This window comes from Microbacterium sp. MYb62 (assembly GCF_002979475.1).
Classification (GTDB): Bacteria; Actinomycetota; Actinomycetes; order Actinomycetales; family Microbacteriaceae; genus Microbacterium.
Window position 1 is genome coordinate 126526 of record NZ_PCOY01000007.1, and the last position, 12042, is coordinate 138567.

Genomic DNA, 12042 nt, shown 5'->3' on the forward strand with positions numbered 1-12042 from the left:
GATATGACGATCGGCGAAAGTGACCACGGGTGGATCAGCCCTCCGTGAGCGCGACGTAGGCGTCGCGGTCGAGCAGCCCGTCGAGCGCGTCGGCGGCGACGGAGACCTTGAGCAGCCAGCCGCCTTCGAACGGCGCCGCGTTGACGAGCGACGGGTCGTCGATGACCGCGTCGTTGATCTCGACGACGGTGCCGGAGACGGGCGCGTACAGCTCGCCGACCGACTTCGTCGACTCGATCTCTCCGACCACCGCCCCCGCGGCGACCTCGGTGCCGACGGCGGGGAGCTCGACGAAGACGACGTCCCCGAGCTTCTCGGCGGCGTAGTCGGTGATGCCGATGGTCACGGTGTCGCCCTCAGCGGCGATCCACTCGTGCTCTTCGGTGTACTTGAGTGCGGCGAGGTCGGTCATTTGGTCCTCCGGTAGAAAGGCAGGGCGGTCACGGTCGCGGGGATGCTGGTCCCCCGCACATCAAGGAATACTGCGGTTCCCTCTTCGGCGGAAGAAGGGTGCACGTAGGCCATCGCGATCGGATGGCCCAGCGTCGGGCTGAGGGCGCCGCTGGTGATCTCGCCCAGCTGCGCTCCGTGTTCGTCGATCACGGAGTATCCGGCACGTCCGGCGCGCTTGCCCTCGGCGACGAGTCCGACCAGCACCGGAGCTTCCGATGCTTCGGTCGACTCCTCGGCCGCGGAGAGCGCTTCCTTGCCGACGAAGCTCTCCTTCGCGGTCACGACGACGCGCCCGAGGCCCGCCTGCGAGGGCCGGGTGTCGAGGCTCAGCTCGTGCCCGTAGAGCGGCATCCCGGCCTCGAGCCGAAGGGTGTCGCGCGCGGCGAGGCCGGCGGGAACGAGGCCGTGCGGCGCGCCGGCCTCGAGCAGGGCGTCCCAGAGCGCGGCCGCGTCCTCAGCCGTGACGAGGAGCTCGAAACCGTCCTCGCCCGTATAGCCGGTGCGCGCGAGCAGGAGCGGTTTCCCCTGGTAGTTCGCGGACGCCCAGGCGTAGTACTTCTGCTCGGACCAGGGAATGCTCACGTCGGTGATGTCGCCGGTCGCGGCGAGGATCGCCTCGGCGTTCGGGCCCTGCACGGCGATGAGTGCGTAGGAGTCGGACACGTCTTCGACGTCGACTCCGCGGTCACCGAGGAACCCCGCGAAGCTGCGCTCCTCGCCCGGTGCTCGAGGGGGGAGATCGCGCTCGACGAGCGACGGGAAGTCACGGACGCGTTTCGCGAATGCCGAGTCGACGAATCCCCGGTTGCCGGCGTTCGCGATCACGAGGTAGCGGTCATCGGCCAGCCGATACGCGATGACATCGTCGATGATGCCGCCGGCCTCCGCGAGCAGGAGGGAGTACTTCGCTTTGCCGACCGGCATCGCCGAGATGCGGCCGGCCAGCGCGTAGTCGAGGAAGGCTGCGGCGGCCTCGCCCGTCACCAGGAACTCGGCCATGTGCGAGATGTCGAAGATGCCGGCGCTCTGCCGCACGGCGTGGTGCTCGGCGAGGTCGGATGTGTAGCGCACCGGCATCTGCCAGCCGCCGAAGTCTGTGAACGACGCGCCGAGCGCCTCGTGGCGTTCGCGCAGCGGGGTGTAGCGGGGGTCGGACATGGAGTTCTCCCGGGCTGTGTCGGGCGGAACGGCGGCATCGCCGTTCCTCGGAACTCCCCCTCTGTCATGGGCCTGAGAGCTTCACCCGTGCGCGGAGGCGGGGCTTTCACCGTCGGCGGATCCGAGGTGTCGCCGGATCGCTTTTCAGAGTGGCCGGAACCGCGCGGTACGCGTACCTGAGAGATTGGCGGGGAGGCTTGCTCCTTCGGTGCCCGGCTGCGTTCGCCGGGGCTCTCCCGCGTGGGTCATTCGGCCTGTCTTCAGTTGTGGGTCCAGTCTAGCCGGTCTGCCCGCCCGTGCCGTGGCCGGGCGGGCAGATCGGTCAGTGCGCGATGCCGAGTTCGGCACGGACCTCGTCGCGGAGGCGTCCGAGGTTCTCGGGCTCGGGAGCCGCGCCCAAGAGCGTCTTCGTGTACTCGTGCTGCGGGTTGAGGATGACCTCGTCCGCGGGACCGCGCTCCACGACGTCACCCTTGTAGAGCACCATGATCTCATCGGAGAAGTGCCGGGCCGTGGCCAGGTCGTGGGTGATGTAGAGAACGCCCAGGTTCTCCTCACGCTGCAGCTCCGCGAGCAGGTTCAGCACTCCCAACCGGATCGACACGTCCAACATGCTCACGGGCTCGTCCGCGACGATGAACCGCGCTCCCGGCGCGAGCGCCCTGGCGATCGCGACACGCTGCCGCTGCCCACCCGACAGCTCGTGCGGGCGACGCTCCGCGTAGCTCTCCCCCGGAGTCAACCGCACCCGCTCGAGGAGCTCCACAGCCCGCTCGCGCACCTGCCCGCGAGAGAGTTCCGGGTGGTGCAGGCGGATCGGCCTCTCGAGGTGGTGGACGATCGTGTGGTACGGGTTCAGCGATGCGAACGGGTCCTGGAACACCATCTGCACGTCGGAGCGGTATCGCTCGAGAGCGCGGCCGCGGTCACCCGACTCGGCACCGTCGAGAAGGATGCTTCCCGAAGTCGGCGTCTCGAGCTTCATCAGCATCCGGGCGATGGTCGACTTGCCCGAGCCGGATTCGCCCACGAGCGCGACCGTCTTGCCGGCCTCGATCGTGAACGACACGTCCTTCACGGCGTGGAGGATGCTGGTCTTGAAACCGGAGCGCAAGTGGAAGTCCTTCACCAGGTTCCGTGCCTCGAGGGTCGCACTCGAGGTCGAGACGTCGGCGATGGCGGTCATCGGGTTCCCTCCTGGCTCACTCCGGTGCGGACGAAATCGCCGCGTTCGCCCGTCAGCGACGGGAAGCTCGACAGCAACCGCTTCGTGTACTCATGCTGCGGGGTCCGATAGATCTCCTCCGCCGTGCCCTGCTCCACGATCTGCCCCTGGAGCATGACCGCGATCCGGTCACTGATCTCGATCAGCATCGGCAGGTCATGCGTGATGAAGATCACCGCGAACCCCAGCTTCTCGCGCAGCCGCATGATCTCTCGGATGATGCCACGCTGCACCACGACGTCGAGCGCCGTCGTGGGCTCGTCCATGATCATCACCTGCGGGTCCAGCGCCAGCGCCATCGCGATCATCATGCGCTGCCGCATTCCGCCGGACAACTCGTGCGGGAAGCTCGTGAGCCGGCTCGGGTCGACACCGACCAGTGTCAGCAGCTCCTCGGCGCGCTCCTGCTTGGCCTTCTTGCTCATGCCGGGACGATGCGTGTCGAAGATGTCGAAGATCTGCGCCTTCACACTGATCACCGGGTTCAACGAGTTCATCGCGCCCTGGAACACCATCGAGATCTTGTCCCAGCGGAACGCTCGGAGTCCCTCCCCATCCAGGCCCACGATGTCGATGTCATGACCATCCCGGTCATGGAACACGATCTCGCCCTCGGTCATCAGCGCCGGCGCCTTGAGAAGCCGGTTCATCCCGTACGCGAGCGTCGTCTTGCCGCAGCCCGACTCGCCGGCGAGGCCGAGGATCTCCCCACGGTGCAGGGTCAACGACACGTTCCGCACCGCCTTCACCGGCGGATCCACCTCGTATTCGATCGACACATTCCTTGCGGAGAGCACAGCCTCGTTCATGCGGTGACCCCCTTGGTCTTGGCGGCCTTGCGCACGCGGCGGGCGGCCTCCGGCGCGTTGCGCAGCTTCGGATTGATGACCTCGTCGATCGCGAAATTGATCAGGGCGAGACCGGCGCCGAGGATGGCGATCATCAACCCAGGCGGCACGAACCACCACCATGCGCCACGACCGAGTGCTTGCCCGGACTGCGCGTCGTTGAGGATGGTTCCCCACGTGATCGAATCCGTCGGTCCCAAACCGAGGTACGACAGCCCTGCCTCACCGAGGATCGCGAAGATCAGCGCGAACAGGAACTGCGCGGTCAGCAACGGCAGGAGGTTGGGCATGATCTCGACGAGGATCACACGGAACGACCGCTCTCCCGCGACCTTCGAGGCGTAGACATAATCCCGCGTGCGCAGTGACCGGGTCTGCAGACGCAGCACGTACGCGGCGCCCGCCCACGACGTGATGCCCAGGAAGATCGCGACGAGCTGCCAGGTGCGCTGCGGGACGAAGGAGGCGATCACCATCACGAGCGGCAGTCCCGGAATCACGATCATCACGTTGGTGAGAAGGGCGAGTCCGTCCTCGCGCCACCCGCCGAGGTATCCCGCGAGCACGCCGAAGACCAGCGAGAGCACGATGGCGATCGAGCTCGCGACGATGCCGACGAGCAGAGAGCCCTGGGCGCCGATCGCCAGCTGCGCGAACATGTCGTTACCGAGCTTGGTCGTGCCGAGCCAGTGCTCCGCCGATGGCGGTTGGAGCGCGGGGTTGGCGGTGCTGCGCGGGTTCTGCGAGAAGATCGGCGCGATGATCGCGAACAGCACGATCGCGGCCACCAGGATCACGCCGACGATGAACTTCGGCGAGGTGCTGGGAAGGATGCGGCGACGCTTGCGTCCCTGCTGCGTGGCCAGAGAGACCGTGCTGGCCGGGGCGGTGACGGGAGGCTCCTGCGTGAGGAGCGGGTTCTTCGTGTCAGACATTCTGGCGAGCCCTCGGGTCGATGAAGCCATAGACGAGGTCCATGATGAAGTTGGCGGCGAGCACCGTCAGGGTGATGACGAGGAACAGGCCCTGCATCAGCGCGTAGTCGTTGTTGGTCACGGCCTGGAACATCAGCTTGCCGATGCCCGGGTAGGTGAACACCTGCTCCATCACGATGGAGCCGGCCACCACGAACCCGAGAGTGATCGAGAAGCCGGCGATCGAGGGGATCGCGGCGTTGCGCGCGGCGTAGGCGGTGAGCACCCGGCGCGGGCGCAGGCCCTTCGCCTCGGCAGTGAGGACGTAGTCCTCGGCGAGCGTGGAGACCATCATGTTGCGCATGCCGAACATCCAGCCGCCCACCGAGCTGATGACGATCGTGAGAGCCGGGAGGACCGCGTGCGCCACGGCATCGCTGAAGAACGCCCAGGTCGGCTCGGGGCCATCCGGATAGTCGAAGATGTCGTACCCGCCGAAGATGGGGAACCATCCGAGACCGACCGCGAACACGGCCACCAGGATCAGCGCCATCCAGAAGTACGGGATCGACTGCAGCACGGTCGTCGCGGGGATCAGATGATCGACCCACGTGCCGCGTTTCCATCCGGCCCAGGCGCCGAGCACGACGCCGAGGACGAAGGAGATGACGGTCGCGGTGCCGACGAGGACGAGCGTCCACGGCAGCGCTCCCGCGATGAGCTCCGTCACCGGGGTGGGGAACTTGGTGACCGACACCCCGAGGTCACCTTGGAACATCCGTCCCCAGTAGGAGAGGTACTGCTCCCAGAGGGGCGAATCATCACCGCCGAGCAGCAGCTTGATGTTGCGGATCGTGGTCTCGGAGACCTCACCGCCCGCCCGCTGCAGCTTGGCGATCATGATGTCGGCCGGGTCGCCCGGCATGAGCCGGGGAAGAAGGAAGTTGATGGAGATCGCGGCCCAGAGCGTGAACGCGTAGAACCCGATTCTTCGTGCATAGAACTTCATGTCACTGTTTCCTGACTTCCTACTTCCCCGACTCCTCTCGTTACTTGACCGGTTGCAGCTGCGTCAGGACGTAGCCTGCCGCGATCGCACCCCAGGACGGCGGGAAGGCGTAGAGGTCCTCCTCCGTCGGCCATCCGGTGTAGTCCTGCGTGTTGTAGAAGGTCTGCGTCGCGTTGATGATGAGCGGGATGTAGGGCAGGTCACGCACGATCTCGGTCTGGATCGTGGCGTACAGCTCCTTCTTCGTCGCCTCGTCGTTCGTGCTGACGGCAGCCTGGATAGCGGTGTCGACCACCGGGTTGTTGTAGCGGCTGAAGTTCCAGCGCGTCGCGGGGATCTCCGCGCCGACCGGGCCGGTCGAACCGACGGTGGTGCCGCCGAACCAGTCACGGTAGATCTGGAAGGGGTCGGCGACGGACGTGCCGATGACACCGCCGACGATGAGCTGGAACTCGCCGCCCTGACGCGCGTCGGAGAACTCCTGCCACTGCACGGTGGAAGCGGTGATCTTGATGCCCGCGGCCTCGGCCTGCTCGACGATCAGCTTCGCGGCGTCGTTGTAGTCCGTCCAGCCGTCGACCGAGATGAGGCTGATCTCGACCGGAACCCCGCCCTTCTCGTAGATGCCGCTGGCACCCTTGGTGTAGCCGGCGGCCTCGAGGATCGAGCCTGCTTCGGCGACGTTCGCCTCCTGCGGGCTGACCTCGTTGGCGGGGTCGGCGACCCACTTCTCGTCACGCGGCAGCAGCGCGAACGTGGGCGAGATGTCGCCGGAGAGACCGACGAACGCCTTGTCCTTGATGGTGGCACGGTCGATAGCGACGTTGAGCGCCTGACGCACGGCCACGTCGGTCTGCGGACCGGTGCAGCCGAGGTCGGCGTTCGAGCAGGTGTACAGGACCGTCGGGTCCTGCGGCGTGTTGATCCACTCGATCTTGCCGTTGCCGGTCACGTCGTCCGGGTTCGGGATGAACATGCCGGCCCAGTCGAGCTCACCCGCGGCGAGCAGGTCCTGCGCGGTCTGGTTGTTGTCCACCGCGATGTACTGGACCTTCTTGATACCGAGCTTGTCGGCATCGCGGAAGTTCTCGTTCGCGACGAGGGTGTACGACTCGCTGGTGGTCTTGTCGACGACGTATGCGCCGGACCCGACGGGGTTCTCGTTCGTGAAGTTCGCGAAGTCGGTGATGTCGGCCCAGATGTGCTCGGGAAGGATGTAGGTCGAGCCGAGACGCTGGAATTCCGTCGTGTACTGCGCGGACGCGTAGGTGAGCACGACGGTGGTGTCATCGGTTGCCTCGGCGGAGACGAGGCCGTTGCCCTCGGGGTTGTTGCCCTCGTACTTGAACGAGAAGGCGACGTCCTTCGCGGTGAGCGGCTTGCCGTCGCTCCACTTGAGGTCGGGCTTGATGGTGATCGTGATCGCCGTGCCGTCCTCGTTGTACTCGAACGAGTCGCCGATCAGGCCGACCGGCTCGGAGTCCGCGGTCTTGTTGTAGAAGAACAGGGGCTCGTAGATCGGGCCGAGCGCACCGTGGAGCACGGTCGGCACGAACGGGTTGTAGTTCGTGGCGATCGGGGTCTGGCTTCCAGCCCAGACGCGAAGGGCACGATCGCCGTCGGCGTTGCCGTCGTCGCTGCCGCCGCTGCCACAGGCGGTGAGGCCCAGGGCGAGGACGGATGCTCCGGCGATCGCGGTGAGCGCGATTCTGCGCTTTCCGTTTCGGATCATTTCTCTTGTTTCCTCTCGGTGCTGCACTGCAGGAGGGATCGCTCCGGATGGAGCCGAACCCCGGAGGTGGGGTTCTCGGGCCCAGGGAGACGACCGGTCGGCCACTCCCGAAGGGGTTTGTTAGGACAGTAACCTAACAAACCCTGCGTCGACGAACAACCCTCCCCGCGCTCGCCAGATAACGTTTCGGACTCGACCGGGAATACCGTCATCTGCGCACACTAAGTGTCCGCATGACACTAAGATCGATCTCGGAGGTTAAGGTACCTATGACTCGAAGTGCGGACATCCGCGTCGCCGTCTCGACCGTCATCCTGACGCTGCGTCGCACGGACGACGGCCGCGCCGTCCTCTCGCTGCCCCTCGTTCGACGCACTCGCGAGCCCTTCGCCGAGCAGTGGGCGCTCCCTGGCGGGTGGCTCACTCCGACCGAGTCGCCCGTCGACGCCTCGGCGCGCACGCTCGCGGAGACGACAGGCCTCGCCCCGAGCTATCTGGAGCAGCTCTACGCCTTCGGCGCCGTCGACCGCTCCCCCACGCGTGTCGTCTCGATCGTGTACTGGGCGCTGCTCCGACAGGACGATGTGACGGCGCAGAGCGCGGCGCACCGCGCATCGGGCCACGCGCCGGAGAACGTGCAGTGGTTCGACGTGGATCAGCTGCCCGTGCTCGCCTTCGACCACGCGGAGATCATCGAGTACGCCCTGTGGCGCCTGCGCAACAAGGTCGGCTACAGCCGCGTCGCTCAAGGCTTCCTCCCCGAGGAGTTCACGCTCGCCGAACTGCGCGAAGCCTACGAGGCGATCCTCGACCGGACCCTCGACCCGGCCAACTTCCGCCGCCAGGTCGAGGCCGCCGGCAACCTGCTTCCCACCGATCGCTTCCGCACCGGGAGCCATCGTCCCGCACGTCTGTACCGCGACAACACCGACGTCGAGCTTGCCGACCGCGGCCCGCTCGGTCCCGAAGAAACGAGCCCCCGATGAGCATCACGTTCGTACCCGCTCCCCCCGTCCCTCCTCTGGACGCCTCGGTCGACCACGCGATCCAGGCGATCGTCAGCGGCGCATCGACCGATGCCACCTGCGCCACCGACCTCGCCGCAGGCCCCTGGGACTTCGATGCGCGCCCGGGATACGGGCCCGGCTCGTCCATGGGCGACGTGATCCCGACCGGCGCCCCACGACAGGGTGAGCTGCCCGCCGAGTACCGGGAGGCGTCGGAGGACGAACTGGACCGACGCATTCGCGCGGCGAAGGCCACCCTCGGCGACCGGGTCGTGATCCTCGGCCACTTCTACCAGCGCGAAGAGGTCGTGCAGCACGCGGACTACGTCGGCGACTCCTTCCAGCTCGCGACGGCCGCGAAGGGGAGGGCCGACGCGGAGGCGATCGTGTTCTGCGGCGTGCACTTCATGGCCGAGACCGCCGACCTGCTGTCGCAGCCGGATCAGGCGGTGATCCTGCCCAACCTCGCCGCCGGATGCTCGATGGCGGACATGGCGGACATCGACCAGGTCGAGGAGTGCTGGGAGCAGCTCGAGGATGTCTTCGGCGACCTCGACACCCCTGATGCGGATGGTCGCGTGCCGGTGATCCCCGTGACCTACATGAACTCCTCCGCAGCGATCAAGGGCTTCGTCGGACGGCACGGCGGGATCGTCTGCACCTCGTCCAACGCCCAGACGGTGCTCGAGTGGGCCTTCGAGCGCGGACGGCGGGTGCTGTTCTTCCCCGACCAGCACCTGGGCCGCAACACCGCCAAGGCCATGGGCGTGCCGCTCGAGCAGATGCCGATGTGGAATCCGCGGCGAGCGCTCGGTGGATCGTCGGAGGCAGAACTGCTCGACTCCCGCGTCATCCTGTGGCACGGCTTCTGCTCGGTGCATCGCCGCTTCACGGTCGACCAGATCGACCAGGCTCGTGCCGAACACCCCGGCGTGCGCGTGATCGTGCACCCGGAGTGCCCGATGGAGGTCGTCGACGCCGCTGACGAGGCCGGTTCGACGGAGTTCATCCGTCGCGCGATCGACGCGGCGACCGAGCCCACGGCCTTCGCGATCGGGACCGAGATCAACCTCGTCCGACGACTCGCGGCACAGTACCCGCAGCACGAGATCTTCTGCCTCGATCCGGTGGTCTGCCCGTGCTCGACGATGTACCGCATCCACCCCGGCTACCTCGCCTGGGTGCTGGAGGAGCTCGTGGCCGGACGCACGCCGAACCGGATCACCGTCTCCGCCGACGTCGCCGACCCCGCGCGCGTGGCGCTGGAGCGTATGCTCGCCGCGAAGCCCCCGGTGGTCGCAGGCGCGCGATGAACGTCATCGTCGTCGGATCGGGCATCGCGGGACTCACCGCGGCGCTTCATGCGCACGAGTCCGGCCACGAGGTGACGATCGTCACCAAGGGCACCCTCGGCGACGGCTGCACCGCGCTCGCCCAGGGCGGCGTCGCCGGGGTCTACGGACCCGACGACTCCGCGGCCTCGCACGCCGCCGACACGCTGGATGCCGGTGCGGGACTCTCCGACCCCGACGCCGTGCGGACACTGGTCACGGACGGTGCCCTCCGCATCGCCGAGCTGATCGCGCGCGGCGTCGGCTTCGACCGCATGGCCGACGGCTCGTTGCAGCTCGGGCGTGAGGCGGCGCATCGTCACGCCCGCATCGTGCACGCCGGCGGGGACGCCACCGGAGCGGCGATATCCGCAGCTCTCGTCGCAGCCGTGCAGCGCACGTCGATCAACATCGTCGAGCACGCGTTCCTGGTGGATCTCGTGGCGGACGGCGGCGGCGTACACGGTATCCGGATCCTGACCGGCGGCGCGATCTCCGACGCCTCGGCCGACGCCGTGATCCTTGCCACCGGAGGCGCCGGCCGGCTCTACGCGCACACGACCAACCCGTCGGGCTCCACGGGAGACGGCATCGCCGCCGCGCTGCGGGCGGGAGCCGCCGTCGCCGACCTGGAGTTCGTCCAGTTCCATCCGACGATCCTGGCCGCAGGCCCCGCATTCCTGATCTCGGAGGCGGTACGCGGCGAAGGCGCGACGCTGCTCGACGACGACGGCCGTCGATTCACGTTCGACAGCCACCCCGACGGCGAGCTCGCACCGCGCGATGTCGTGTCGCGGGCGATCGCCCGGCAGGCATCCGCGCAGGGCTCCCTTGTGCGACTCGACGCCACGATGCTCGGCGCCGAGACGCTCGCGCGACGGTTCCCGACCATCGACCGGGTGACGCGGGAGCGCGGTTTCGACTGGGCACGCGAGCCGATCCCCGTGACGCCGGCGGCGCACTATCTCATGGGCGGGATCGTCACCGATCTCGATGGCCGCACCACGGTGCCGCAGCTGTTCGCCGTCGGCGAGGTCGCCCGCACGGGCGTGCACGGGGCCAACCGCCTGGCATCCAACTCTCTGCTCGAGGGCGCGGTGTTCGGTGCCCGCGCTGCAGCGGCGCTGACGGGTCCGTGGGTCGGGAGCGCGCAGGCCTCCCCTCCCGTCCGCCGCCAGGGTACCGGCGGTTCCGCCGCATCCCCGTTCACGCGCGACGCCCTGCAGCGACTGATGTGGGACGAGGTCGGACTGCTGCGGACAGGTGACGGCCTCGCGCACGCACGCGACACGCTGCGGGCGTGGTCCACAGCGAGTTCGACGCCGACGACGGTGACGGCGCACGAAGACGCGAACCTGCTGCTGCTCGCCGAGGCCACGGCCGCAGCCGCCTCGGCCCGCCTGACATCCGTCGGTGCTCATCATCGCGTCGACACGCACACCGACGAAGCCGCTGCACCTTCGCACACCTCGTCATCGATCCTGGAGACCGTCTGATGCTCACCCGCGCCACTGTGAATCGCGTCGTCGGCGCCGCCCTCGAAGAGGACGCCCCCTGGGGCGATCTCACCAGCACCACGCTGCTGCCCGCCGATGCCACCGCCACCGCCGATCTCGTCGCCCGTGAATCCGGAGTCTTCAGCGGCGGAGAGGTCTTCACCACGGCCTTCCTGCTCACCGACGCGTCTCTCGGCGTCGACCTTCACGTCGGCGACGGCGACGAATTCGCAGCGGGCGACGTCCTCGCCTCGGTCTCAGGCTCGGCACGCGGCATCCTCACCGCCGAGCGGGTCGCACTGAACTTCACGCAGCGGATGAGTGGCATCGCCACTCTCACGGCCGCGTACGTCGCGGCGATCGACGGCACGGATGCCCGCATCGCCGACACCCGCAAGACGACCCCTGGTCTGCGCGCATTCGAGCGCCATGCCGTCGAGTCGGGGGGTGGCCGCAACCACCGGTACTCGCTGTCCGACGCCGTGATGGCCAAGGACAACCACCTCGCCGTCCTCACCCGCTCGGGCCTGGACCTCGCGACGGCGCTCCGCGAAGCGCTCTCCCGTCTGCCCCACACGACACACGTCGTCGTCGAGGTCGACGGCCTCGAACAGATCCCTGCGGTCCTCGACGGCGGCGCCCACACGGTGCTGCTCGACAACTTCTCGCTCGACGACCTGCGCACCGGCGTCGCTCTGATCGGCGACCGCGCGATCGCCGAAGCCTCCGGGGGCGTGAACCTCGACACCGTCGGAGACATCGCCCGCACCGGGGTCGACGTGATCTCGGTCGGGGCTCTGACGCACTCCGCGCGCGCCCTCGATCTGGGCCTGGATCTGCGGATCGCCTGACCGGCGCGATCGACAGGC

Annotated in this window: 11 protein-coding genes and 1 riboswitch; of the genes, 4 read left to right on the plus strand and 7 right to left on the minus strand. The window is 67.9% G+C overall.

Annotated features, from left to right (window positions below; genetic code table 11):
• Nucleotides 1-34: 34 nt before the first annotated feature.
• The 7 genes from gcvH to CQ042_RS09755 form a co-directional block, all read right to left on the minus strand.
• The gene (gene gcvH / locus CQ042_RS09725; protein ID WP_105670275.1) at nt 35-412 is read right to left on the minus strand and encodes a glycine cleavage system protein GcvH; all 378 of its coding nucleotides are present in this window, start codon (nt 410-412) and stop codon (nt 35-37) included.
• Nucleotides 409-1611, minus strand: coding sequence for a glycine cleavage system aminomethyltransferase GcvT (locus CQ042_RS09730; RefSeq protein WP_105670276.1), 1203 nt, complete (start codon nt 1609-1611; stop codon nt 409-411). Before CQ042_RS09730 ends, gcvH begins: the two co-directional genes overlap by 4 nt.
• A 154-nt stretch (nt 1612-1765) precedes the next feature.
• A riboswitch (glycine riboswitch) is annotated at nt 1766-1860 on the minus strand.
• Between the two features lie 73 nt (nt 1861-1933).
• Nucleotides 1934-2797 carry an ABC transporter ATP-binding protein gene (locus tag CQ042_RS09735; RefSeq protein WP_105670277.1) on the minus strand — a complete coding sequence of 288 codons (864 nt, stop codon included), beginning with the start codon at nt 2795-2797 and terminating at the stop codon, nt 1934-1936.
• Complete coding sequence (locus tag CQ042_RS09740; RefSeq protein WP_105670278.1) at nt 2794-3645, minus strand: ABC transporter ATP-binding protein; 852 nt, start codon at nt 3643-3645, stop codon at nt 2794-2796. The genes CQ042_RS09735 and CQ042_RS09740 overlap by 4 nt, the downstream gene beginning before the upstream one ends.
• Nucleotides 3642-4619: an ABC transporter permease gene (locus CQ042_RS09745; protein ID WP_105670279.1), complete on the minus strand. Its 978-nt coding sequence runs from the start codon at nt 4617-4619 to the stop codon at nt 3642-3644. Before CQ042_RS09745 ends, CQ042_RS09740 begins: the two co-directional genes overlap by 4 nt.
• Complete coding sequence (locus CQ042_RS09750; RefSeq protein WP_105670280.1) at nt 4612-5607, minus strand: ABC transporter permease; 996 nt, start codon at nt 5605-5607, stop codon at nt 4612-4614. Before CQ042_RS09750 ends, CQ042_RS09745 begins: the two co-directional genes overlap by 8 nt.
• Before the next feature lie 40 nt (nt 5608-5647).
• Complete coding sequence (locus CQ042_RS09755) at nt 5648-7339, minus strand: ABC transporter substrate-binding protein (RefSeq protein ID WP_105670281.1); 1692 nt, start codon at nt 7337-7339, stop codon at nt 5648-5650.
• A gap of 269 nt (nt 7340-7608) precedes the next feature.
• On the opposite strand from CQ042_RS09755, the gene CQ042_RS09760 reads away from it, so the two are divergent.
• From CQ042_RS09760 to nadC, 4 genes are read left to right on the plus strand one after another with little or no spacing between them, the layout of a single operon-like run.
• Nucleotides 7609-8325, plus strand: a complete 717-nt coding sequence (locus CQ042_RS09760; protein WP_105670282.1) for an NUDIX domain-containing protein — start codon at nt 7609-7611, stop codon at nt 8323-8325.
• Nucleotides 8322-9659 (plus strand): quinolinate synthase NadA, encoded by a 1338-nt coding sequence (gene nadA / locus CQ042_RS09765; protein ID WP_105670283.1) that lies wholly within the window; start codon nt 8322-8324, stop codon nt 9657-9659. The genes CQ042_RS09760 and nadA overlap by 4 nt, the downstream gene beginning before the upstream one ends.
• The gene (gene nadB / locus CQ042_RS09770) at nt 9656-11173 is read left to right on the plus strand and encodes an L-aspartate oxidase (RefSeq protein ID WP_105670284.1); all 1518 of its coding nucleotides are present in this window, start codon (nt 9656-9658) and stop codon (nt 11171-11173) included. Before nadA ends, nadB begins: the two co-directional genes overlap by 4 nt.
• Nucleotides 11173-12024: a carboxylating nicotinate-nucleotide diphosphorylase gene (gene nadC / locus CQ042_RS09775; protein ID WP_105670285.1), complete on the plus strand. Its 852-nt coding sequence runs from the start codon at nt 11173-11175 to the stop codon at nt 12022-12024. Before nadB ends, nadC begins: the two co-directional genes overlap by 1 nt.
• The last annotated feature ends 18 nt before the right edge of the window (nt 12025-12042 follow it).